24 protein-coding genes are annotated in these 21,948 nt (G+C 68.9%); 12 read left to right on the top strand and 12 right to left on the bottom strand.

All coding sequences use genetic code 11. The features are described from left to right. Positions 1–37: 37 nt before the first annotated feature. From OHA10_RS39640 to OHA10_RS39620, 5 genes are all read left to right on the top strand, one after another. Complete coding sequence (locus OHA10_RS39640; RefSeq protein ID WP_371403923.1) at positions 38–364, top strand: STAS domain-containing protein; 327 nt, start codon at positions 38–40, stop codon at positions 362–364. 75 nt (positions 365–439) lie between these two features. After that, complete coding sequence (locus OHA10_RS39635; protein ID WP_371403922.1) at positions 440–2,416, top strand: protein meaA; 1,977 nt, start codon at positions 440–442, stop codon at positions 2,414–2,416. A gap of 23 nt (positions 2,417–2,439) precedes the next feature. Then, positions 2,440–3,258 (top strand): aldo/keto reductase, encoded by an 819-nt coding sequence (locus OHA10_RS39630; protein ID WP_371403921.1) that lies wholly within the window; start codon positions 2,440–2,442, stop codon positions 3,256–3,258. Continuing rightward, entirely contained in the window at positions 3,246–4,259 is a 1,014-nt protein-coding gene (locus OHA10_RS39625) for a Dyp-type peroxidase (protein WP_371403920.1), read from the top strand. Before OHA10_RS39630 ends, OHA10_RS39625 begins: the two co-directional genes overlap by 13 nt. Further along, complete coding sequence (locus OHA10_RS39620) at positions 4,256–5,056, top strand: family 1 encapsulin nanocompartment shell protein (protein ID WP_371403919.1); 801 nt, start codon at positions 4,256–4,258, stop codon at positions 5,054–5,056. The genes OHA10_RS39625 and OHA10_RS39620 overlap by 4 nt, the downstream gene beginning before the upstream one ends. Here OHA10_RS39620 and OHA10_RS39615 read toward each other — a convergent pair. The 5 genes from OHA10_RS39615 to OHA10_RS39595 all read right to left on the bottom strand — a co-directional run bounded on the left by OHA10_RS39615 (position 5,053) and on the right by OHA10_RS39595 (position 9,113). Then, complete coding sequence (locus OHA10_RS39615; RefSeq protein WP_371403918.1) at positions 5,053–5,403, bottom strand: DUF488 domain-containing protein; 351 nt, start codon at positions 5,401–5,403, stop codon at positions 5,053–5,055. The genes OHA10_RS39620 and OHA10_RS39615 overlap by 4 nt on opposite strands. Then, on the bottom strand, positions 5,403–6,668 hold the full coding sequence (locus OHA10_RS39610; RefSeq protein WP_371403917.1) for an MFS transporter: 1,266 nt from the start codon (positions 6,666–6,668) through the stop codon (positions 5,403–5,405). The genes OHA10_RS39615 and OHA10_RS39610 overlap by 1 nt, the downstream gene beginning before the upstream one ends. Further along, complete coding sequence (locus OHA10_RS39605; protein WP_371403916.1) at positions 6,665–7,858, bottom strand: amidohydrolase; 1,194 nt, start codon at positions 7,856–7,858, stop codon at positions 6,665–6,667. The genes OHA10_RS39610 and OHA10_RS39605 overlap by 4 nt, the downstream gene beginning before the upstream one ends. A 52-nt stretch (positions 7,859–7,910) precedes the next feature. Further along, entirely contained in the window at positions 7,911–8,549 is a 639-nt protein-coding gene (locus tag OHA10_RS39600; RefSeq protein ID WP_371403915.1) for a GntR family transcriptional regulator, read from the bottom strand. 75 nt (positions 8,550–8,624) lie between these two features. Beyond that, complete coding sequence (locus OHA10_RS39595; protein WP_371403914.1) at positions 8,625–9,113, bottom strand: pyridoxamine 5'-phosphate oxidase family protein; 489 nt, start codon at positions 9,111–9,113, stop codon at positions 8,625–8,627. Between the two features lie 84 nt (positions 9,114–9,197). On the opposite strand from OHA10_RS39595, the gene OHA10_RS39590 reads away from it, so the two are divergent. After that, on the top strand, positions 9,198–11,069 hold the full coding sequence (locus OHA10_RS39590) for a hypothetical protein (RefSeq protein WP_371403913.1): 1,872 nt from the start codon (positions 9,198–9,200) through the stop codon (positions 11,067–11,069). On the opposite strand, the gene OHA10_RS39585 is transcribed toward OHA10_RS39590, so the two are convergent. Then, on the bottom strand, positions 11,042–11,752 hold the full coding sequence (locus tag OHA10_RS39585) for an SDR family NAD(P)-dependent oxidoreductase (RefSeq protein WP_371403912.1): 711 nt from the start codon (positions 11,750–11,752) through the stop codon (positions 11,042–11,044). The genes OHA10_RS39590 and OHA10_RS39585 overlap by 28 nt on opposite strands. Positions 11,753–11,891: 139 nt before the next feature. On the opposite strand from OHA10_RS39585, the gene OHA10_RS39580 reads away from it, so the two are divergent. After that, on the top strand, positions 11,892–12,878 hold the full coding sequence (locus OHA10_RS39580) for a sigma-70 family RNA polymerase sigma factor (RefSeq protein WP_371403911.1): 987 nt from the start codon (positions 11,892–11,894) through the stop codon (positions 12,876–12,878). Here the strand turns inward: OHA10_RS39580 and OHA10_RS39575 are convergent. The 4 genes from OHA10_RS39575 to OHA10_RS39560 form a co-directional block, all read right to left on the bottom strand. Next, a complete protein-coding gene (locus tag OHA10_RS39575) occupies positions 12,875–13,582 on the bottom strand; it encodes an isocitrate lyase/phosphoenolpyruvate mutase family protein (protein WP_371403910.1) in 708 nt (235 codons plus the stop codon). The genes OHA10_RS39580 and OHA10_RS39575 overlap by 4 nt on opposite strands. A 10-nt stretch (positions 13,583–13,592) precedes the next feature. Next, the gene (locus OHA10_RS39570; protein ID WP_371403909.1) at positions 13,593–14,054 is read right to left on the bottom strand and encodes a carboxymuconolactone decarboxylase family protein; all 462 of its coding nucleotides are present in this window, start codon (positions 14,052–14,054) and stop codon (positions 13,593–13,595) included. Positions 14,055–14,145: 91 nt separating this feature from the next. Then, positions 14,146–14,307, bottom strand: a complete 162-nt coding sequence (locus OHA10_RS39565) for a hypothetical protein (protein WP_371403908.1) — start codon at positions 14,305–14,307, stop codon at positions 14,146–14,148. Positions 14,308–14,406: 99 nt separating this feature from the next. Then, positions 14,407–15,099 (bottom strand): TetR/AcrR family transcriptional regulator C-terminal domain-containing protein, encoded by a 693-nt coding sequence (locus OHA10_RS39560; RefSeq protein ID WP_371403907.1) that lies wholly within the window; start codon positions 15,097–15,099, stop codon positions 14,407–14,409. Between the two features lie 108 nt (positions 15,100–15,207). On the opposite strand from OHA10_RS39560, the gene OHA10_RS39555 reads away from it, so the two are divergent. The 5 genes from OHA10_RS39555 to OHA10_RS39535 are packed head-to-tail and all read left to right on the top strand — an operon-like array spanning position 15,208 to position 20,154. After that, the gene (locus OHA10_RS39555; RefSeq protein ID WP_371403906.1) at positions 15,208–16,206 is read left to right on the top strand and encodes an NAD(P)-dependent alcohol dehydrogenase; all 999 of its coding nucleotides are present in this window, start codon (positions 15,208–15,210) and stop codon (positions 16,204–16,206) included. Beyond that, positions 16,203–17,102, top strand: coding sequence for an ABC transporter ATP-binding protein (locus OHA10_RS39550; protein WP_371403905.1), 900 nt, complete (start codon positions 16,203–16,205; stop codon positions 17,100–17,102). Before OHA10_RS39555 ends, OHA10_RS39550 begins: the two co-directional genes overlap by 4 nt. Continuing rightward, entirely contained in the window at positions 17,099–17,902 is an 804-nt protein-coding gene (locus OHA10_RS39545; protein WP_371403904.1) for an ABC transporter permease, read from the top strand. Before OHA10_RS39550 ends, OHA10_RS39545 begins: the two co-directional genes overlap by 4 nt. 20 nt (positions 17,903–17,922) lie before the next feature. Beyond that, the gene (locus OHA10_RS39540; RefSeq protein ID WP_371403903.1) at positions 17,923–18,759 is read left to right on the top strand and encodes an SDR family NAD(P)-dependent oxidoreductase; all 837 of its coding nucleotides are present in this window, start codon (positions 17,923–17,925) and stop codon (positions 18,757–18,759) included. 21 nt (positions 18,760–18,780) lie between these two features. Further along, positions 18,781–20,154, top strand: coding sequence for a PLP-dependent aminotransferase family protein (locus OHA10_RS39535; protein ID WP_371403902.1), 1,374 nt, complete (start codon positions 18,781–18,783; stop codon positions 20,152–20,154). Here OHA10_RS39535 and mmuM read toward each other — a convergent pair. Together mmuM and OHA10_RS39525 are read right to left on the bottom strand one after the other, a co-directional pair. Continuing rightward, entirely contained in the window at positions 20,122–21,006 is an 885-nt protein-coding gene (mmuM, locus tag OHA10_RS39530) for a homocysteine S-methyltransferase (RefSeq protein WP_371403901.1), read from the bottom strand. The two genes, OHA10_RS39535 and mmuM, sit on opposite strands and share 33 nt — an antisense overlap. Beyond that, positions 20,990–21,916: an FAD-dependent oxidoreductase gene (locus OHA10_RS39525; protein ID WP_371403900.1), complete on the bottom strand. Its 927-nt coding sequence runs from the start codon at positions 21,914–21,916 to the stop codon at positions 20,990–20,992. The genes mmuM and OHA10_RS39525 overlap by 17 nt, the downstream gene beginning before the upstream one ends. Between the last annotated feature and the right edge of the window lie 32 nt (positions 21,917–21,948).

Below are 21,948 nucleotides of genomic sequence, written 5' to 3'. Positions count from 1 at the left end.
TCACTCGGGGGCCGCCGGAAGAGCGGAGGGCACGGACATGTCGGCACCGACCCACTCAGCTGAGCCTGACAACGTGGTACACCTCACCGGCATCCTCGACGTGCGTTCGGTCGGCGATGTCCGCCAAACTCTCAACCACCTCATCGACACCTCCGACGGTGACGTGATCGTCGACCTGGAGGAGGTCGACGCGGTCGACGCGACCGGCCTCGGTCTCCTGGTCGCGACCCACCGCCGGACCCAGTCCCTCGGCCGCCAACTGGTGCTCTGGCACCCGGTACCGTCGGTCGTCCGGATCCTCGCCGTCACCCGCCTGCACCGGGTCCTCAAAGTCGAACGGACACCCCTGCCGCTCAGTGCTTGAGTGTGATCCACGCCCCTGGTGACACCAGTCACGAGAGGCAGACTCACAAGGGCACACAGTCCTACTCTCGGGTACATGGCGACCTCGGATCGACCCTGGGTGATGCGCACGTACGCGGGCCACTCGTCCGCGGCTGAGTCCAACGCGTTGTTCCGCCGGAACCTGGAGAAGGGGCAGACCGGCCTCTCGGTCGCGTTCGACCTGCCGACGCAGACCGGGTACGACGCGGATCATCCGCTGGCGAAGGGTGAGGTCGGGAAGGTCGGCGTACCGGTCGCGCATCTCGGCGACGTACGGGCGCTGTTCGACCAGATCCCGCTGGCGCAGATGAACACGTCGATGACGATCAACGCGACCGCGATGTGGCTGCTCGCGCTGTACCAGGTCGCGGCACAGGAGCAGGGCGCGCTGCCGTCCGAGCTGACCGGGACCACGCAGAACGACATCGTGAAGGAGTACCTGTCGCGCGGGACGTACGCGTTCCCGCCGGATGCGTCGCTGCGGCTGACGACCGACGTGATCGCGTACACGGTCGCGCAGATGCCGAAGTGGAATCCGATCAACATCTGCAGCTACCACCTGCAGGAGGCCGGTGCGACGCCGGTGCAGGAGTTGGCGTTCGCGCTGTCGACGGCGATCGCCGTACTGGATCGGGTCCGGGACGGCGGGCAGGTGCCGCCGGAGCGGTTCGGGGACGTCGTACAGCGGATCTCGTTCTTCGTGAACGCCGGTGTGCGGTTCATCGAGGAGACCTGCAAGATGCGCGCGTTCGTGCAGCTGTGGGATCAGCTGGCGCTGGAGCGGTACGGCGTGACCGATCCGAAGGCGCGGCGGTTGCGGTACGGCGTACAGGTGAACTCGCTCGGGTTGACCGAGGCGCAGCCGGAGAACAACGTGCAGCGGATCGTGCTCGAGATGCTCGGCGTGACGCTGTCGAAGAACGCTCGGGCGCGGGCGGTCCAGCTGCCGGCGTGGAACGAGGCGCTCGGGCTGCCGCGGCCGTGGGACCAGCAGTGGTCATTGCGGATGCAGCAGGTGCTGGCTTACGAGAGCGACCTGCTCGAGTACGACGACATCTTCGACGGCTCGCATGTGATCGAGGCGAAGGTGGCTTCGCTGGTCGAGGGTGCGCGCGAGGAGATCGACCGGGTGCAGGCGATGGGCGGTGCTGTCGCGGCGGTCGAGAGCGGGTATCTGAAGCAGGCGCTCGTGGCATCGCACGCCGAGCGTCGTCAGCGGATCGAGTCCGGCGAGCAGGTCGTGGTCGGAGTGAACCGCTTCGAGAACACCGAGCCCTCGCCGCTGACCGCTGACCTCGACACGGCGATCCAGACCGTCGACCCCGCCGCCGAGTCTGCTGCGCTTTCGTCACTGGAGAGCTGGCGTGCGTCGCGCGACGCGGCTGCGGTCGAGGCCGCGCTGGGCAAGCTGCGCGCTGCCGCCAAGGGGACCGGCAACCTGATGCCCGTCACGCTCGAGTGCGCTCGCGCCGGCGTGACCACGGGGGAGTGGGCCGGTGTGCTCCGCGAGATGTACGGCGAGTACCGCGCGCCGACCGGTGTGTCCGGATCAGTGGGCGTCTCCGGCGGCGGCGCTGAGATCGCCGCCGTACGCGCGAAGGTCACCGCCACCTCCGAGGAACTCGGCGGTCGCCTCCGCCTCCTCGTCGGCAAGCCCGGCCTGGACGGCCACTCGAACGGCGCCGAACAGGTCGCCGTCCGCGCCCGCGACGTCGGCTTCGAGGTCGTCTACCAAGGCATCCGCCTCACCCCCGAACAGATCGTCGCCGCCGCCGTCGCGGAGGACGTGCACTGCGTGGGTCTGTCCATCCTGTCCGGCTCCCACATGGAACTGGTCCCACAGGTCGTCGCGGGCCTCCGCGAGGCGGGCCTGGAGGATGTCCCGGTAGTTGTTGGCGGCATCGTCCCCGACACCGACGCCAAGTCCCTGCTCTCCGCCGGCGTAGCCGCCATCTACACCCCCAAGGACTACGACCTCACCGGCATGATGGCGGATGTCGTCCAAGTAATCCGCCACGCCAACAAGCTGTAGCTCGCGCGTGGTAGAAGAAGTACATGACTGCGAACACTCTTGAGCTCTCGAACGGAACTGAGATCCCGGTGCTGGGGCTGGGGGTCTGGCAGGTTGAGGACGGTGCGCAGACCGAGCAGGCTGTGACCTGGGCGCTCGAGGCCGGGTACCGGCTCATCGACACGGCTCAGGCGTACGGGAACGAGGCCAGTGTCGGGAAGGCGATCCGGGAGAGTGGGGTTCCGCGTGAGGAGATCTTCCTGACGACGAAGTTCTACCCGGGCGGCAAGGACGCGCGGGTCGAGGCGGAGAAGAGTCTCGAGCGGCTCGGCACGGAGTACCTCGATCTGTATCTGATCCACTGGCCGCAGGGCGGGCCGACCTGGGCGTGGCCGGGGATGGAGGCTGCGGTCGAGGCAGGGCTGACCAAGGGCATCGGCATCTCGAACTTCGGCGCCGACGAGATCCTCGAGCTGTCGAAGGTCGCCAACATCCAGCCGGCCGTCAACCAGATCCAGTTCAGCCCGTTCGAGTACCGCGCCGGCCTGGTCGCCGCCGGTAACGACGCGAGCATCGTGTCCCAGGCGTACAGCCCGCTCGGAACCGGCCGCCACCTCGACGGCCCGGTCGTCACCCGCCTCGCGGAGGCCACCGGCCACACCCCGGCGCAGGTCCTGATCCGCTGGGCGATCCAGAAGGGCCTCTCGGTCATCCCGAAGTCCACCCACCAGGACCGGATCATCGAGAACTTCGACGTCTTCGACTTCGAGCTCGACGACGCCGCGATGGCCGACCTGGACTCTCTCGACACCACCAACCGGACCGCGGACGCCCTGTCCAGCAGCGGGAAGTGGTGGTCCTGATTCAGGAGGTACTGCGTGAGCCCGCGAAGGCGGCGGTCTTCCTGGTGCTCGCCGTACGTCCCGGATCCGAGGACACCGCGCTGGCCCTGCTGGAGGACGTCGCCGGGCTCACGCGTGCTGTCGGGTTCCGCGCGCCGGACGACCAGCTGAGCTGCGTCGTCGGCATCGGCGCGTCCGCGTGGAGCCGGCTCTACCGTGTGCCGGCCCCACGCGACCTGCATCCCTTCCGGGCGTTGTCCGGCGCGAAGCACACCGCGCCGGCGACGCACGGTGACCTGCTGTTCCACTTCCGCGCCCGCCGGCTCGACCTGTGTTTCGAGCTCGCCCGCCAGGTGATGGCGCGGCTGACCGGTCACGTGAAGGTGCTCGACGAAGTACAGGGCTTCAAGTACTTCGACGAGCGCGATCTGCTCGGCTTCGTCGACGGCACCGAGAACCCGACCGGCCCGAAGGCCGTCGCGGCGATCACGGTCGGCGACGAGGACCCGGCGTACGCGGGCGGCAGCTACGTCGTCGTACAGAAGTATCTGCACGACCTCGACGCCTGGCAGGCGCTGCCGGTCGCCGAGCAGGAGCGCGTGATCGGCCGGGAGAAACTCAGCGACTTCGAGTTGTCCGACGAGGACAAGCCGGCCAACTCGCACGTCGCGGTGAACACGATCGTCGACCCGGACGGCACCGAGCGGCAGATCGTCCGCGAGAACATGGCCTTCGGCTCACCCGGCGCCGCCGAGTTCGGCACCTATTTCATCGGGTACGCCGCCACCCCGGACGTGATCGAGCGGATGCTGCACCGGATGTTCGTCGGTGAGCCGCCCGGGAACTACGACCGGATCCTTGACTTCTCGACCGCGGTCACCGGCAGTCTGTTCTTCGTGCCGACCGCGGAGTTCCTCGAAGACCCGTCGCCGGCTCCCGCAGCGACCACGCCCGCCCGGACCACTACGAACCCGGCGGACGGATCGCTGGGAATCGGCAGCCTCAGAAGGAGTCGCACATGACGAACAACCTGCACCGCGAGCTGGCCCCGGTCTCGGACGCCGCCTGGGGCGAGATCGAGGAGGAGGCTCGCCGTACCTTCACCCGCGACATCGCCGGGCGCCGGGTGGTCGACCTGGTCGGTCCGTCCGGGCCGGAGCTGTCCTCGGTCGGCACCGGCCACCTCGAGACGGTCGAGGCGCCGGGCGACGGCGTGATCGCGCACCGGCGGCTGTCCCAGCCGATCATCGAGTTGCGTGTCCCGTTCACCGTCACCCGGCAGGCCGTCGACGATGTCGAGCGCGGCGCGAAGGACTCCGACTGGCAGCCGGTCAAGGACGCCGCGAAGCAGATCGCGTACGCCGAGGACCACCTCGTCTTCCACGGCTCCGGCGCGGCCGGGATCGAGGGGCTCGCGCCGAGCAGCTCGAACGACGTACTCGCGTTGCCGGCCGAGGCTCGCGAGCTGCCCGACTCCGTCGCCCAGGCGCTACGGGCGCTCCGGCTGGCCGGGGTGGACGGGCCGTACAGCCTCCTGCTGTCGGCCGACCTGTACACCGCCGTCGCGGAGACGACCGACCACGGCTACCCGATCCGCGACCACCTGGCCCGGCTCGTCGGCGACGGCGAGATCATCTGGGCGCCGGCCCTCGAGGGCGCTCTGCTGGTGTCGACGCGCGGCGGCGACTACGAGCTGCACCTCGGTCAGGACCTGTCGATCGGCTACCTGTCCCACGACGCCGACAGCGTCCAGCTGTACCTGCAGGAGTCGCTGACCTTCCTCGCCCTGACGTCGGAGTCCAGCGTCGTACTGCGCTAGTCGTCGAGGAGCTCGGCGAGTACGGCGGCCTGGCTGATCGCGAAGTCCTTGGTCGCGGTCAGCAGCGTCAGCGTGCCGCTCCCGGCCAGCTCACGTAGCTGACCGAGGGCGGCAGCACGGACCGGGTCGTCGAGCTCGCTGCGGTACCGGCGCGCGAACTCGTCGTACTTCGCCGGGTCGTGCCCGTACCACTCGCGCAGTTCGGTCGACGGGGCAACGTCCTTGCACCACTCGTCGATCCGCGCCTTCGACCTGCTGAGCCCGCGCGGCCACAGCCGATCCACCAGCACCCGCTGCCCGCCGTCGTCCTCCACCGGGTCGTACACCCGCCGAACCCTGACCGACATCAGCCCTCCTTCAGCTCACGGGCCACGGTAGTTCCTTCGCCGCTGTAGCGGAGGAGCGGTGGCGTCCAGATGGCGAGGGCGGCGACCATCACGACAAGCAGAACGGCGCTGACGAACGTGGTGATGTCGACGCCGTAGCGCTCGGCGAACGCACCCAGGACGAGCGACGCCGCGGGCATGATGCCGATGGCAAGCTCCTGTACTCCCAATGCGCGACCGTGCAGGGACTCGGGCGTGGTCATCAGGAGCAGGGTGGTTTGGAGTACGCCGAACGCCGCGCTCATCACACCGATGGCCGTCATGAGGACGAACGACGCGATCACGCTGTGGGATAGACCGAACAGCGCCCAGAGCGTTCCCCACACAGCCGTGCCGACGACGAACATGCCGCCCTTGAACCGGAAGTCGCCCAGCCAGGCGATCACCAGCGAGCCGGCCAGACCGCCGACGCCGGCGCAGGTCAGCAACCAGCCGAGACCGGCGGCGTCGAGGCCGAGCGACTCCTGCGCGAAGACCGGCATGAACGACTGCGCGACCGGCCACAGCAGAGTGTTCGCGGCCAGGGTGATCAGGAGGACGGTGGAGGCGAGCCGATTCCGGGCGATCGCACGCAGGCCGCTCGTGACCATCCGCAGCGCCGACTCGGTGTGCCCGCCGACCACCTGGCCGTACCGGCGCAACGGCAGCAGGGTGACGAGGGAAATGGCATACCAAACTGTCGAGACCCACAGCGCGGTCGGCGCACCGAGCCCGGTGATCATCAAGCCGCCGATCGCCGGCCCGATCACCTGCGTCATGTTCAGCGCCATCGCGTTGAGCGCATTGGCATTGCTGAGGTTCTGCCGTCCGACCAGGTCGAGCACGAGCGAGGCACGCGCCGGCTGCGACGGCGACTGTGCAAGCCCGATCGCGAACCCGCCGAGCACGAGCACCCAGTACGTCGCGCGCCCCAGCGACGCCAGCGTGGCCACCGCGCTGACGGCGACCAGCGCCCACGAGGCCGCGATGATCAGCAGCCGGACCCGGTTGTGCCGATCGGCGAACGCGCCCGCGAACGGCCCGAACAGCAGGGGCGCCAACCGCACGGCACCGAACACCGCGACGAGAAAGTCGGAGTGCGTGGTCTCGTACGCGAGCCAGCCGAGCACCAGCGTCTGTGTCCACACGCCGCCGAAGAAGAACAGATTCGAGAACCAGAACAGGCGAAACGCCCGGTTGTCCCGCAGTGAGCCGAGCGTCCGGTCGACGACAGAGTTGGTACTCACACCTGGAGTTCGCCATCGCGTACGACGACCTGGCCGCCGGCGATGACCAGCTCACGACGCGGTGCACGGACGAGGACGTCCGGCACGTTCTCGGCGTCGAGCAGTACGACGTCCGCGCGGGCGCCCGGCGTGAGGCCGTAGTTCTCGCGGTGGACGAACTCGGCGCTACAGCTTGTCGCGAGCTCGATCGCATACGTGAGGTCTTCGTCGGCGCGCAGCCCATGCAGCCGGGCGAACTGCCGAGCGATCTGGAGCAGGTCGCCGTCCCCGTACGGCGACCACAGGTCGCGGATGCCGTCGGTGCCGAGCCCGATCGCGACGCCCGCCGTACGCATCTCGCGCCAGGGCAGCGGCGCCGAGTTGATCGGCGCGACCGTGGTCCACGAGATCCCGGCCTCGCCGAGCTGGTATACCATTTCCGCCCGTCGCTGCTCGGGCAGCTCCCCGAGGGCGAATCCGTGGGAGACGTTGACCTTGCCGCCGAGGCCGGCCTGCTTGGTGCGCTCGATGATCAGCTCGTACTGGAACGCGCCGAGGTCGCCGCGGTCGTGCAGGTGGATATCGATCCCGACCTCGCGCCGTGCCGCGATCTCGAACAGCGCGTCCAGTTGGCCGACCGGATCGCGGTCGATCGACGCCGGGTCGAGTCCACCGATGCTGGTCGCGCCTTCCGCCGCGGCCTTGTCCAGCAGCTCGAGTACGCCAGGACGCCGGAGTACGCCGTCCTGCGGGAACGCGACGATCTCCACCTCGACCGCGCCGTCGAGCGCATCGACCGCCTCGTGCACGTTCGCGATCCCCTGCAGCCCGACGCCGAGATCGACGTCGACATGCGTGCGGGTCGCCGTCGTGCCGTGACGCAAGAACTCCCGCAGTACGGCGGTCGTGCCCGCGACGCTCGGGATCCCGTACTTGTCGCGCTCGGCGCGCTCGTGGGCGATCCGGCCCTGGGTCGTCGGCTCGCCGCCGTACGAGACCCACGGCTGGCCCCACCAGCTCTTGTCGATGTGTGCGTGCGCGTTGACGAAGCCCGGGAGCGCGAGGAGACCGCGGCCGTCGACGACCTGCTGCTGATCTGCCGCTGCCTGGCGTCCGGCGGGGGTGATGTCTGCGATCACACCATCGGCGATCACGAGGTCGACCGGGTCACCGCCCCACGGGCGCACGTCGGCAAGCAGAAAGGAGGTCATGAGCAGAATGGTATACCAAATTGCCTCCTGCTCTGACTGATCCGGCGCCGCGTCAGTCCATGCCGCGGCTGAACCGGAACAGGACCTGCGACTGGGCCAGATGTTCACCCGCCAGACGCTCCGCCTCGTCGACGTCGCGGTTCGCGATCGCCCGGTACAGCTCCAGATGCTGACCCGCGACCGCGATCAGATCGTCGTGCTGGGTCAGCAGCCAGCGCATCCGGCTGCGCAGCGGGCGCTCGATCTCGATCAGCAGCTCGTTCGAGGCCAGTTCGGTGACGAGCTCGTGGAAGTCGGCCGCCTTCCGCCGGGCGACCACGGCGTCCTTGGCGCGTGCCGCCACAAGCTGTTCGTCCAAAGTCTTTCTGAGCCGATCGAGCCCTTCGCGGGTACGGCGCTCGGCCGCCAGCCGGAACGTCAGCGGCTCGAACGCGGTCCGGACCTCGGTCAGATCCGCGATGTCGGAGTCGGTGAAGGTGCGGACGACCGACCAGGACCGGGGCCGCGGTGTCACCAGCCCCTCGCTCACCAGCGCCTTGAGTGCCTCCCGGACGGGCACTCGGCTGACATCGAGGGCGGCCGCGAGTTCCCGCTCGACCAGCCGCTCACCGGGTGGCCGCACGCCGTCGAGGATCTCGTCCCGCAGCTGCCGCGTCACCCGCTCGGTCTCGGACTCCCGGCTGTCGTTCATCGACTTCTCCTGGGTTTGGTATACCACCACCCAAGGATGCCGCACGCCGCCGACAGGTGGCCGCACCGGCTGTGATCAGCCCGCGCTCTTCGCCTTGATCAGGTCCTCGACGGCCTGCGGGATCGTGGTCTCGAAGTCGAGCAGCTTGGCCCAGGTCGGCGTGATCGTGATGACGGCCATCTCGTCGTACAGGCTCTGGACGCCCGCGGCCCAGTCCGGGTACTGCTCGTCGGTCATCACCTTGTGGCCGGCGGTCAGGTAGCCCTCCGTGACGCCCGGGACCAGTTCCACCACGGCGGTGCCGCGGATCAGCAGGGCCTTGGGCGGGAACGCACCGGTGTCGATGGTCAGCGCGACCTTGGGGTGCTTGCGGATCGCCGCGACCTTGGCGGCCTTCGGCACCGTGGCGACCAGGATCTGCTCGCCCTCGACCCAGAAGCCGATCGGGATGACGCGGGGGTCGCCGTCCAGGCCGTCGTACGCGAGACGCGCCGGCTCGGCGCCGTTGAGGAGCTGCTGTGAGTACGGCTTGGCGAGGATCTCGGCAATCTGCTGCTTGTTCATCGGAGTCGACCTTTCGTCTGAGCGTGTTCTCATCAGGGGGACGGAGCCACCCAGCGGTTCTCGACATCGATAGGTTGGCGAATCGTGGAGAGTTTCGGATTCGGTGCGGGCGAGGTTCAGGTCGGCGACGACGGAGCGGTCGTACAGGTGCTGCACCCGGACGGCCGGCGGGTGCTGCTGGACGACGGCGTCGTGCACGACAGCCTGCATGCCTGGGGCAAGGGATTCGTGATCACGGACCACGCGGCATACCGTTTCGACAACCCTGCGTTCACTCGGTGGCGGAGCAGCGGTATCGACCTGATGTACCGGTTCGGCGAGCTGGAGCTCCGCGTCGGCCGTCGCTTCGGCCAGCACTGGACCGAGACGTACGAGCTCCGCAACACAAGCGCCGAGTCCATCGAGATCGGCTCGCTCGCGATCAGTACGCCGTACCGCGATGTCTACACGTCCAGCCGCGAGAGCCTGACCGGCGCCGTCCACGCGCACGTCTGGACCGGCGGCGCGGACGCGTGGGTCTGGGCGGTACCGATGGACGGCAGCGGACCGGGTCTCGGCCTGCAGCTGAAGGAGGGCGAGCTCTGGGCGTACTCCGTCGAGTCACGCGAACCCGGCACGAGCAGCAACATCCGCGGGCACATCTACCTGCACGTCACTGACCACGCCCGCGCCCCGCACGCGATGGGAGGCCAACCGGCCATCACGCTCGAGCCCGGCGCCTCGTACCGGTGGACCTGGCAGCTCGGCTGGTATACCAATCTCGCTGCCTTCCACGCAGACAGGCAGCCGCTGATCGGGGCAGACCGCCTGGCGGCCGCAGTCAACGAGACGATCCGGCTCCACGACGGCCGCGAGATCACCGCCGCCGAGCCCGGCATCAAGTACGTCGAAGCACCCGACGGCAGGTCCCGGATCGCCGTCCTCTTCCACGAGCCGCTCCAGCAGGTCGCCGAACGCCGAGTCCGGTTCATCCTCGACCACCAACGCCGTCCCGAGCTGGACGGCAGCCGTCAGTACGCCTTCGTGCCGTACGACAACGACAGTGGCCTCACTGTCCTGTCCAGCGCGTGGCGGGACTGGTCGGACGCGCGTGAGCGAGTAGGGATGGCCCTTCTCCTGCAGGAGGTCCGCGACCGCGGTTGGGGCGACCGCGCCGAGTTGGACGAGGCGCTCAACGGCTACGAGCAGTTCGTCCGCGAGTACCTCCTCGACGACGCCGGCACGATCCAGGACGACAGCATTCACCAGAGCGCAGTCCGCCTGTACAACTTCCCGTGGTTCGCGCGCTTCCTGCTCGGCCAGGGCGACCGGCCCGGCGCGACCAGCATCCTCAACCGGTACTACGAACTCGGCGGCGACCACTTCCTGGCGTTCGACCTCGGCCCGCTCCTCAGCGAGCTCGGCCTCCACGAGCACCTGATCCGGCATACCAAAACCTTCATCGGGTACGGCGACGAGCTGCCGCCGCACGAGGTCAACTACGAGCAGTCGATGGTGGCCCCGCTCCTCGAGCTGCTCGTTTCGGCATACCAAATCGCGCCGGACGAGATCGACGGTGCCGAGCTGACCCGGCGGCTGCCCTGGTTGACCGCGTTCGCCGCCGACCAGCCCGACGTACGGTTGCGCCATGTCCCGATCCGGCACTGGGACGGCTACTGGTTCGGCCGGCTGCGGTTGTGGGGCGACGTCTTCCCGCACTACTGGTCCGCGCTGAGCGCCGTCGTGTACGCCGCCTGGCCGCGCGAACTCGTGACGCCCGAACAGGCCGCCTGGCTCGACGCCGCCAAGGAGGCGATCCTCCGCGCGAACCTGGTCAGCTTCAACGCGGACGGATCGGCCACCTGCGCGTTCGTCTACCCGAGCTGCGTCAACGGCCAGCCCGCGCATGTCGCCGATCCCCTCGCCAACGATCAGGACTGGGCCCTCGTCTACGCGCTCAGGAGCGCCGCGTTCTGACGCTCGAGAGCCTTCACCGCACCGTCAGCCCAACTCGGAGCCAGCATCGCCGACAACGGATCCGGGAAGATCTCCTCCTCGCCGGCCGCGACCCCGTCGAAGATCGCCTGAGCGACCGACTCCGGTGACGCCTTCGGCACGTCGAGGTCCCGCGACATGTCGGTGTCCGTCGGCCCGGTCAGGACGGCATGCACCCGCACACCTTGCGGCGCCAGCAGCGCACGCTGCGCCTGCGTGAGCGAGAACGCGGCCGCCTTCGAGATCGAGTACGCCGGGATCATCGGCAGCGACGCGAGTGCTGCCACGGACAGCACGTTGACGATCGCGCCACCCGACTCGACGAGCCGCGGCAGGAACGCCGAGGTCATCGCATGCGGCCCGAAGAGATTGACGGCGAGGTGTCGTTCCAGCTGCGTCCGGTCCGACAAGTTGTCGTACGCCGCCAGGCCGGCGTTGTTGACCAGGACATCGAGGGACTCGACGGCCTTCGCCGCCGCCTCGATCTGGGCCTGGTCCGTCACGTCCAGGCTCAGGTGGGTCACCCGTTCATCCGGATGCGTGAGTGCGACCCGCGTTCCGGCGTACACGTGCTTGGCGCCGCGGCGTAGGGCTTCCTCGACCAGCGCGCGGCCGATACCTCGGTTGGCGCCGGTGATCAGGACGGTGCGGTTCTCGATCGACATGGTGTGTTCTCCGTTCGGTTGTCCTTGCACAGAGGACAGACCACGCCGTCGACCGGAACTGCTCGCTCCGGGACCGATCAGTTCGGACCCATGCCGGTGTCACAACCAGTGCGAGGATGAATGACGACGGAGGTGACTCATGCCGGACGACCTGCTCCAGCGTGCGCGGGAAGGTGACCGGGAGGCGTTCGCGGCACTGGTCGAGCCGCATCGCGGGGAACTGCAGCTGCACTGCTACCGGATGCTCGGCTCGTTGCAGGACGCCGAGGACGCGCTGCAGGAAACGTTGCTCTCGGCATGGATCGGGTTGAGCGGGTTCGAGGGCCGGTCCTCGGTCCGCACCTGGCTCTACCGCATTGCGACCAACCGCTGCCTGAACGTACTGCGCTCCTCGTCGCGCCGACCGTTGCCGACGGCACCACTCCCGGTCCCGGCGCCGGAGCCCTACCGATCGGGTGAGGTGCTGTGGCTGCAGCCCTATCCCGACCTCCTCCTGGATGGCATACCGGATCAGCTGCCCGGCCCGGAGGCGCGGTACGAGTCGCGGGAGGCGATCTCACTCGCGTTCGTCACCGCAGTACAACTGCTCCCGCCGAACCAACGGGCGGTGCTCCTGCTCCGCGACGTACTGGGCTATCGAGCCAGCGAGACCGCAGAGTTGCTAGGGCTCACCGAGGCCGCGGTCAACAGCGCACTTGCTCGCGCTCGGTCGACCATGGACGCTGCCGATCGGCCGTCGAGTGTGGGCGGCGCGAAGGAGCGTGAGCTGACCGACCGTTTCGTCGAGGCGTTCACCGCGCAGGACGTCGATGCGCTGGTCGCGTTGATGACCAGCGATGCGTGGGTGCGGATGCCGCCGCTGCCGTTCGAGTACCACGGCACCGAGGCAGCCCACCGATTCTTCACCGCGCTGGCCGCGCACCGCCGCTTGATCGCGGCGATGGTCCCGGTCGGCGCGAACGGTCAGCCGGCCTGGGGCGAATACATCCGTGATCCGGTCACCGGCGGCCTCCACCTGATCGGGGTGGTCGTGATCAGCATCGCCGGCGACCGGATCGACGAGATCATCCACTTCGACACCACAGTCGCGTCGTACTTCGGTCTGCCCCGCACCCTCGACGGCTAACGCAGTGTCGGCAGCAGCTCCTGCAGCTTGGTCATCAGGTAGGCGTGCACGCTGGTCCCGTAAGAGATCCGCGTCGCGCCGGCCGCCGCGAGCTCGGACGGCGTCGGTCCACTCGGTGCAGCGTGCGCGTTGATCGGTCCGCCGACGCCCTCGACCACCTGAGCGAGTTGGTCCACCGGCGCGAGGATCGGGTAGACGCAGTCGACTCCGGCGCGACGGTACTCGCGCCCCCGGCGTACTGCTTCGGCGACGGGATCGTCGACCGGCCGGATGAACGTGTCCACCCGGGCGTTGATCACCAGCTCGGCTCCCGCGGCGGCCCGTACTTCGGCCAGGTAGTCGGCCTGCTGTGCCACATCGACCAGCCCGCCGTCGAGCGAGTCCTCCAGGTTGCAACCGACCGCACCGGTCTCCAGCAACCTCTCCGCGAACTCCTTCGCCGGCAGGCCGTACCCGGCCTCCATGTCAGCAGTGACCGGTACGTCGACCGCGCGGACGATCTGCGCGACCGCGGCGAACATCGTCGCCGCCGGCGTCAGCTGCCCGTCGTCGTACCCGAGGACGCGGGCGACCGCCCCGCTGCTGGTCGCAACAGCGGGGAAGCCGGCCTCGGCGACCAGTCGGGCGCTCACCGGATCCCACGCGTTCGGAAGGACGAGGAGAGTGCCGCCGTGGTGCAGTGCTCTGAACAACTCGGCAGTCATCGTGCTGACCTCACGGCTTGTAATGTCCGGGCTCCATCTTCCCGGTGACGCCGACCCGGGTCCACATGTTGATCGTGATGATCAGCGCGATCAGCTGGGCCAGTTCCTTCTCGTCGAAGGCAGCGGCCGCGACCTCGTACACGTCGTCCGGGACGTGGTCGACGCTGATCAGCGTGATCGCCTCGGTCAGGTGCAGAGCCGCCTTCTCCTGGTCGGTGTAGAACTTCTCTGCCTCCCGCCAGACCGGGAGCAGGGCGATCCGCTGCTGCTGCTCGGCGCCGAACTCCATCAGGTCGAGTGAGTGCATGTCGGTGCAGTACGAGCAGCCGTTGATCTGCGAGGCCCGGATCCGGACCAGGTGCGCCAGCTTCGGGTCCAGCCCGGTGTCGGACACCCGGTCCAGCTCGATCATGGCCTTGTAGAAGTCGGGTGCGAGATTGGCGAGCTTGACCCGCCGCGTCGTTGAACTCATACCCTCACGCTATGACGGGATCGGCCCAGGTACGTGGTCCATTCCCACGGCAGATCCCTGGGCCAATCCCGTCCGCGACTACGACAAGTCGTCAGGCCTTGTCGCGGCGGACGAGGTTGCGCAGCTGGGTCCACGCGGTGCGGAACGGCGTCCGCGGCGCCCGCTTGGTCAGCGGCTTCATCAGCTCGTCGACGGGCGACGGCGGCGGCGTGACCGGGGCAGGGGTCTCGGGCGTGCTCTGAGGATCGGACATGACGTTCCCTAACGGGAGGGCCGGTTTGGCTTCACCACGAGGTGGGATGTCGTCGTTCCGGAGCTACCGCCACAGTACGCCTGTCCGGACCGGAAAGCGCTAGCCGTCGCTGGCCGGGTGCAGCGAGCTGCTCAGGCCGTCGAGGATCAGGTTGAGTCCGAAGTCGAACTCGTCGGCGAAGTCGTAGCTGGTCTTGAAGTAGTAACCGGTCGCCATCTCGACGAGATGCGGATAGTCGCCGACGGGGAACTGCTCCATGATCGAGTCCGCGACCGGCGCCACCGTGTCGGGACCTTCGAAGGGAAGGCCGGCTTCCTGAAGTGCGAAGCCGTAGGTGTAGCTGTCGATCAGGGCGTAGGCGTGCGCCGTCATCTCCAGCGAGAAGCCGGCCGCCCGAAGAGTCGCGATGACCGCGTCGTGATGGCGGAGCGTCGCCGGGCCCGGGGTGGTCCGCGACTCCATCAGCCCGATCGCCCAGCGATGCCGCCGCAGCACCTGCCGGGCCGACGCGGCCCGGCGGCGCAACTCCGAACGCCAGTCGCCGCCGGGCGACGGCAGATCGATCTCGCTGAAGACCACATCGACGATTCCGTCGAGAATCGCGTCCTTGTTGGCCACGTGGTAGTAGACCGACATCGGCTTCGTTCCGAGCTCCTGGGCCAGCGAACGGATCGTGAGCGCCCCGATCCCGCCCGCGTCGGCGACCCCGACGGCGGCAGCCAGCACACGCTCCCGGCTCAGCCGCTGGCGGCCTTGTGCTGTGTCACCAGTGTCACCAGCTGACTTCTCCACCCCCGGACCATAGCAGTTTCGTACAAAGTACGATACGGTCACCGTACTTAGTACGAAAGGCCATCGGCGCTGGGGGCTCCGACATCCAGCACACCAGGGGGAAACACCATGGCCAGCACGACCACGACCACCATGCGAGCGATCGTGCAGGACCGGTACGGCGATGCCGACGTCCTGCAGGTCAGGCAGATTGCCCGTCCCGAACCTTCCGCAGAGGAAGTGCTCGTCCGCGTGCACGCCGCCGGCCTCGACCGCGGCACCTGGCACCTGATGACGGGTACGCCGTACCTGCTCCGGCTCGCCTTCGGCTTCCGCGGTCCGCGGAACCCGGTGCCCGGACGCGATGTCGCCGGCACAGTCGAGGCCGTCGGCTCCGCGGTCACCAGGTTCGCCGTCGGTGACGAGGTGTACGGCGAAGCGCCCGGCTCGTTCGCCGAGTACGCCGTCACTCGTGCGGACCGGCTCGCCCACAAGCCGGCCAACCTCGCCTTCGAGCAGGCCGCCGTGGTCCCGATCTCGGCGCTGACCGCCCTCGACGCATTGATCACCGGCCGGGTCGAGGCCGGCCAGCATGTCCTCGTCATCGGCGCATCGGGTGGCGTCGGCAGCTTCGCCGTACAGCTGGCCAAGGCGTTCGGTGCGAAGGTCACCGGCGAGGCCAGCACGTCCAAGCTAGACCTGGTCTCGGCGCTGGGCGCCGATCATGTCCTCGACTACACCCGCGACGACTTCGCCGCGACCGGCGATCGCTATGACCTGATCATCGACATCGCCGGCAACCCCACGCTCTCGAGGCTCCGCCGCGCGCTGACGCCGACCGGCACGGCCGTCATCACCGGCGGTGAGGACGGCGGCGGCCCGAGCGGCGGGATGAACCGCCAGTTCCGCGCACTGGCCCTGTCGCTGTTCGTGCGCCAGCGGCTGACCTTCTTCGTCAACAAGGTGCGCGGCAGCGAGCTCGAACGCCTCACCACCCTCATCGAGTCCGGCAAGGTCACCCCCAGCCTCGACCGCACGTACCCACTGGACGAGGTCCCCGATGCCATGCGCCACCTGACCTCCGGCCAGGTCCGCGGCAAGATCGCGATCACCGGGATGTCCGCATGATCACCGTCGAAGGACTCTCGAAGAGGTACGGCGCAACGCTCGCGGTCGACGACGTCAGCTTCACCGCCGCCGCGGGCCGGGTGACCGGATTCCTCGGCCCGAACGGCGCCGGCAAATCGACCACGATGCGGATCATGGTCGGCCTCACCCGCGCCACGTCCGGAACCGCGACGATCGCCGGGCGGAGGTTCGCGGACCTGCCGAACCCGGGACGCGAAGTAGGCGTCCTGCTCGACGCGTCAGCACAGCACGCCGGTCGCACCGGCCGCGAGATCCTCACGCTGGCCCAGCGCCTCATGGGTCTGCCGCGCATGCGAGTCGAGGAGATGCTGACCACGGTCAGCCTGACCCCGGACGAAGCCTCCCGGCGAGTGGGGGAGTACTCGCTCGGCATGCGTCAACGGCTCGGCATCGCGTCCGCGCTGATCGGCGACCCGGACGTGCTGATCCTCGACGAGCCGGCGAACGGGCTGGACCCGGCAGGCATCCGCTGGATGCGCGACCTGCTCCGCGGGTACGCCGACCGCGGCGGAACCGTCCTGCTGTCCTCGCATCTGCTGCACGAGATCGAGGTCATTGCCGACGACATCGTGATGATCGGCCACGGCCGGATCGTCTCGCACGGCGCCAAGACCGAACTGCTGCAGGCGGCCGGCACCATCGTTCGCGCCGCAGACCTGGCCCGCCTCGAGCGGGCGCTGACGGAGTGGGGACTCACCGCGAGTGCGACCGGCGACGGCGCCCTGCGCACCGACGCGGATGCCGCCGTCGTCGGGACGGTGGCACTCGAGTCGGGTGTCGCGTTGACCGAACTGCGGGCCGCCGAAGGCGCCGGCCTGGAGGAAATGTTCCTCGAGCTCACGTCCACGACCCAGCGCGAAGGAGCACCGGCATGACCGCCGTCGCAGTAGAAGCAGTCCGGCCGCAACGGGCAGTCGTCCTTCCGGTCCCACTCAGCCGGATCATCGCGGTCGAGCTCCGCAAGATGTTCGACACCCGATCCGGCTTCTGGTTGATCGCCAGTATCGCGATCACCGCCGTACTCGCGGCGACCGGGGTGATCCTGTTCGCCTCCGACGATCAACTCACGTACTCCACGTTCGCGACCGCGATCCGCTTCCCGGTGGTGATCATCCTGCCGCTGGTCGCGATCCTGGCGGTCACCAGCGAGTGGAGCCAGCGGACCGGTCTGACCACGTTCACGCTGGTCCCGCATCGCGGCCGGATCATCACCGCCAAGGCGATCTCGTCGGTCGTCATCGCGATCGCGGCGATGGCGCTGACGTTCGCGGTAGGTGCCCTCGGCAACTTGGTGGGCGCCGCCGTCACCGGTGCCACACTGGTCTGGGACGTGACGATCACCCAGTGCCTGTATTACGTCCTCGGCATGGTGCTGAGCCTGCTGGTCGGCTTCATGCTGGGCGTCCTGATCCGGGCCTCGATCGGGGCGGTCGTGACGTACTTCGTCCTCACGTTCCTCCTGCCCACGATCTTCAGCCTGCTGGCGGCGGGCTCACACTGGTTCCACGAGCTGCAGCCGTGGGTCGACATCCAGTTCGCACAGAGCGGCCTGTTCGTCTTCGACAAGTCCCTGACCGGCGAGCAATGGGCCAATATCGGCGTGACCGGGATCGTCTGGCTCGTCGTACCGCTCCTGATCGGGCTACGCATGGTGATGCGAGCCGAGGTCAAATGACAACCGGCCACGGGGGCCGGATGACCGGGCGAACAGTCCTGGTCACCGGCGGGACCGGCGGCATCGGCAAGGCAACCGCCACCGGCCTCGCCGTCCTGGGCGCCCGCGTCGCGATCACCGGCCGCGACCGCAGGCGAGCCGAGGCAGCCGCGGACGAGATCCGTACGGCGTCCGGAGTGCAGGTGGACGTATTCGTGGCCGACCTGTCGTCCCAGATCGAGGTACGGCGCTTGGCTGCCGCCGTACTCGCGAAGCTTCCCCGGATCGACGTACTGGTCAACAACGTCGGCGGCTACTGGGACACGCGCCACGTCACCGCCGACGGCCTCGAGCTGACGTTCGCGCTGAACCATCTCGCCCCGTTCCTGCTCACCCAGCTGCTCCTCGACCGGCTCGACGAGAGCGCGCCGGCGCGGGTGGTCACGGTGTCGTCCAGTGCCCAGGCCACCGGACACATCGACTTCGGCGATCTCCAAGGCGAGCGGTCGTACTCCGGTGCGGTCGCCTACAGCCAGTCCAAGCTCGCCAACCTGTTGTTCAGCTACGAGCTGGCCAGGCGAGTGCCATCCGGGCAGATCACCGCCAACGCGTTGCACCCCGGTGTGGTGAGCACCTCGTTCGGGGCGGAGGACCCCAGCGGAGTACAGCGGATGGTGGTCCCGTTCCTGCGGCCGTTCATGAGGTCGCCGGCGAAGGGCGCGATGACTTCGATCCACCTGGCGTCGGCGCCCGGGCTCAGCCGGGTAACGGGTGGGTTCTTCACGAACGGCAGACCGGGCAGGTCCTCGGTGCGCAGTTACGACGAGGGGGCCGCGGCGCGGCTGTGGGGGATCAGTGAAGGACTGGTCGCGGGCTGACGCGCGATAAAGTCCGGTTTCATGGAGGATTCCGAGGCGGGGGCCGACCTGCATCTGGATCTGGCTGCGGCGCGGGGGCGGAACGAGCTCGTGCACGCGTTGCACGAGTCGATCCGGACGGGGCGGCTGCCTGCTGGGACCCGGCTGCCGTCGTCGCGGTCCCTGGCGAAGGATCTCGGGATCGCGCGGAACACGGTCGCGGACGCGTACGGGCAGTTGGTGGCCGAGGGCTGGCTGACCGCGCGGCAGGGGTCCGGGACGGTGGTCGCCAACCGGGCCGCCGTACCGTCGACGCCGGCGGTGGTGCTGCCGCAAGAGCGGTCGTTCCGGTACGACCTGACGCCCGGGTCGCCGGATGTGGCGACGTTCCCGCGGACCGAATGGCTGGCGGCGGCTCGGAAGGCGTTGATGCTGGCGCCGAACGAGGCGTTCGGGCTGGGCGATCCGCGCGGCCGGATCGAGCTGCGGCGGGAGCTCGCCGACTACCTCGCGCGGGCTCGTGGCGTGCGCGCGGATCCGGAGCGGATCCTGATCTGCTCGGGGTACGTGCAGGCGCTGAGTCTGCTCAGCGAGGCGATCAAGAACCTCGGCGGTACGACGATCGCGGTCGAGGAGTTCGGGTACGGGCTGCATCGGGACGTGATCCGGGCGCGCGGGCTTTCGGCCGCGGCTGTGCCGGTGGACGAGCTCGGTGCGCAGACGTCACAGCTGACCGGGCAGGGGGTGCTGCTCACGCCGGCGCACCAGATGCCGACGGGCGTGCCGCTCGCGCCGGAGCGTCGTACCGCTGCCGTCGAGTGGGCGCGGGAGACCGGCGCGGTGCTGATCGAGGACGACTACGACGGCGAGTTCCGGTACGACCGGCAGGCGGTCGGGGCGCTGCAGGCGCTCGATCCGGAGCGGGTCGCGTACACGGGTACGGCGAGCAAGAGCCTCGCGCCGGGCCTGCGACTGGCGTGGATGGTGCTGCCACAACGCCTGATCGAACCGGTGATCGCAGCCAAGCGCACCGCCGACTACCAGACTGCAACCCTTGATCAGCTGGTCCTCGCGGAATTCATTGCCTCCGGCCACTATGACCGCCACGTACGCCGCTCCCGCCTGCACTACCGCCGCCGCCGCGACCGCCTGGTGGAACTCCTGGCCGTCCGCGCTCCGAACGTCCAGGTAGCCGGCATCTCCGCCGGCCTGCACGTCCTGCTCGACGTCCCCGGCGACGCCGAAGACATCGTCACCCGAGCCGCCCGCCAGGGCCTGGGCCTGGCTGCGCTCAGCGCGTACCACTTCAACCCGACCCCAGCCACCCGCCAAGCAGTGATCGTCGGTTATGGCACCCCACCCGACCACGCCTACCCCGGAGCCCTAGATCTCCTCTGCCAAGTGCTTGGTGTGTAGCTCCCGGATGTCGTCCGGGCCGACCCGGCAGCAGCCGCCGATGTAGATTGCCCCGGCTGCCAGCCAGTCGCGGGCGAAGGTTGCCGGGCTGGTGCCGTCGCCGATCCATTGCCGCGCGGCGGCGTCCCAGGACTCGCCGCGGTTGGGGTAGGCAACTGCCGCCATGCCGGTCACAGCGACCGCGGTTTCGACGGCGGGCAGGACGTCGGCGGGCCGGCAACAGTTGATGCCTACGGCAACCACCTGGTCGATCGCGGCGATCGCGAAGGCGTCCCGCAGCGGTTGGCCGGCTCGGGTGTGCGCGCCGTCGATCGAGTACGAGAACCACGCCGGGAAGCCCAGCTCGGCCAGCAGCGCCGCCAGCACCTCGGCCTCGTCGGTGTCGGGGATTGTTTCGACGGCCAGTAGGTCGGGACCGGCATCGATCAGCAGCTCGAGTCGCGGCCCGTGAAAGTCGCGAAGGACGGATGCCGGCACGCCATACCGACCGCGGTACTCCGAGCCGTCCGCCAGCATCGCGCCGTACGGACCGACCGAGGCGGCGACCAGTCGCCCGGGGAACTCGTCGCGTACCTCGCGCGCGATCCGCACGCTGCTCGTGATCAGCCGTTCCGCCTCGGCCCGCCCGACGCCGGCTCGCTCGAAACCGACCACGCTCGCCTGATAGCTCGCCGTGGTCGCCACCATCGCGCCGGCTTCGTAGTACGCGCGATGAACTGCCGCGATCTCCGCCGGATCGTCCCGCAACAGCCGTGCGGACCACAACGCGTCGGACAGGTCGTGACCGCGCTCTTCGAGAGCGTTCGACATCCCGCCGTCGAGGATGATCAGGCGGTCAGAGGCCTTGGACAAGTTCGAAGACCTCGTCCGCGCAACCCCACGACAGCGTCACGCCCGACCCGCCGTGCCCGTAGCAATGGATCACCGGCTCGCCGGTCCGCGTACGCACCAACTCGCACCGGATCGTCGGCCGGCTCGGCCGCAACCCCACCCGCTGCCGGATGATCTTCGCCTTGCGGAGTTGCGGAACGAGCTCCGCGGCCCGCTCGAGGATCTCCGAGCTGGTCGAAGGATCGACGGCCAGATTCCAGTCGCCCGGCCGGCTCGTGCCGCCGACAACGACGTCCTTCTCCCGCGGGACCACATACGTCAGCTCGGTCGGCGACCGATCCGCGAGCAGCCATTCGGTCAACCCGCACGGCTCGACGGTCATCACCTGACCGCGGACCGGCGTCACCGTCGGATCGCCCGCAGTCAGTCGCGCACCGAGCCCGGCGCAGTTCACGACCAGATCGGCCCCGGTCGGCAACGCGGACAACGCCGCGCGTGTCAGCGTCCCGCCCGCCTGCTCGAGCCGCTTCACCAACGCCGGCAGGTACGACGGCATGTCGATCACCGGAGCCGTGAACCACCACCCGTCGACGAATCCCTCCGGCGGTGACCCGACCCGCGTGAGATCAGGCAGTACGTCCGCCCACCGCGGATCCGGCGTACGTTCGGTCAGGAATTCGCGCCCGTGCCGCAATTGCACCGACGGCTCGATCTCCGCCAGCTTCGCGAACTCCTCGTACGACGCCCGCGACCAGCCGGCCACCCGGTCCTCCGGCGCCGACAGGTACGGGTACCAGATCGCGGCCGCCACGGACGACGTCGTCTCCAACGGCAGGTCCCGGGCGAAAACGGCCACGTCGTACCCGCCCTCGGCGAGCCGGACGGCACAGCTCAGCCCGATCACGCCCGCACCGACCACGATCACGCGCATTCACACAGTGTTACCCAAGCACCGTGATCACG

It is taken from the genome of Kribbella sp. NBC_00662 (genome assembly GCF_041430295.1).
Lineage (GTDB): Bacteria > Actinomycetota > Actinomycetes > Propionibacteriales > Kribbellaceae > Kribbella.
This window is presented reverse-complemented; position numbering and strand designations above follow the sequence as displayed.

What these genes read in the sequence shown, in the direction of transcription:
- OHA10_RS39640 (WP_371403923.1), top strand. Translation starts at nt 38, where the DNA reads ATGTCGGCACCGACCCACTCAGCTGAGCCTGACAACGTGGTACACCTC.
- OHA10_RS39635 (WP_371403922.1), top strand. Translation starts at nt 440, where the DNA reads ATGGCGACCTCGGATCGACCCTGGGTGATGCGCACGTACGCGGGCCAC.
- OHA10_RS39630 (WP_371403921.1), top strand. Translation starts at nt 2,440, where the DNA reads ATGACTGCGAACACTCTTGAGCTCTCGAACGGAACTGAGATCCCGGTG.
- OHA10_RS39620 (WP_371403919.1), top strand. Translation starts at nt 4,256, where the DNA reads ATGACGAACAACCTGCACCGCGAGCTGGCCCCGGTCTCGGACGCCGCC.
- OHA10_RS39615 (WP_371403918.1), bottom strand. Translation starts at nt 5,403, where the DNA reads ATGTCGGTCAGGGTTCGGCGGGTGTACGACCCGGTGGAGGACGACGGC.
- OHA10_RS39605 (WP_371403916.1), bottom strand. Translation starts at nt 7,858, where the DNA reads ATGACCTCCTTTCTGCTTGCCGACGTGCGCCCGTGGGGCGGTGACCCG.
- OHA10_RS39600 (WP_371403915.1), bottom strand. Translation starts at nt 8,549, where the DNA reads ATGAACGACAGCCGGGAGTCCGAGACCGAGCGGGTGACGCGGCAGCTG.
- OHA10_RS39595 (WP_371403914.1), bottom strand. Translation starts at nt 9,113, where the DNA reads ATGAACAAGCAGCAGATTGCCGAGATCCTCGCCAAGCCGTACTCACAG.
- OHA10_RS39585 (WP_371403912.1), bottom strand. Translation starts at nt 11,752, where the DNA reads ATGTCGATCGAGAACCGCACCGTCCTGATCACCGGCGCCAACCGAGGT.
- OHA10_RS39580 (WP_371403911.1), top strand. Translation starts at nt 11,892, where the DNA reads ATGCCGGACGACCTGCTCCAGCGTGCGCGGGAAGGTGACCGGGAGGCG.
- OHA10_RS39575 (WP_371403910.1), bottom strand. Translation starts at nt 13,582, where the DNA reads ATGACTGCCGAGTTGTTCAGAGCACTGCACCACGGCGGCACTCTCCTC.
- OHA10_RS39570 (WP_371403909.1), bottom strand. Translation starts at nt 14,054, where the DNA reads ATGAGTTCAACGACGCGGCGGGTCAAGCTCGCCAATCTCGCACCCGAC.
- OHA10_RS39565 (WP_371403908.1), bottom strand. Translation starts at nt 14,307, where the DNA reads ATGTCCGATCCTCAGAGCACGCCCGAGACCCCTGCCCCGGTCACGCCG.
- OHA10_RS39555 (WP_371403906.1), top strand. Translation starts at nt 15,208, where the DNA reads ATGGCCAGCACGACCACGACCACCATGCGAGCGATCGTGCAGGACCGG.
- OHA10_RS39550 (WP_371403905.1), top strand. Translation starts at nt 16,203, where the DNA reads ATGATCACCGTCGAAGGACTCTCGAAGAGGTACGGCGCAACGCTCGCG.
- OHA10_RS39545 (WP_371403904.1), top strand. Translation starts at nt 17,099, where the DNA reads ATGACCGCCGTCGCAGTAGAAGCAGTCCGGCCGCAACGGGCAGTCGTC.
- OHA10_RS39540 (WP_371403903.1), top strand. Translation starts at nt 17,923, where the DNA reads ATGACCGGGCGAACAGTCCTGGTCACCGGCGGGACCGGCGGCATCGGC.
- OHA10_RS39535 (WP_371403902.1), top strand. Translation starts at nt 18,781, where the DNA reads ATGGAGGATTCCGAGGCGGGGGCCGACCTGCATCTGGATCTGGCTGCG.
- OHA10_RS39525 (WP_371403900.1), bottom strand. Translation starts at nt 21,916, where the DNA reads ATGCGCGTGATCGTGGTCGGTGCGGGCGTGATCGGGCTGAGCTGTGCC.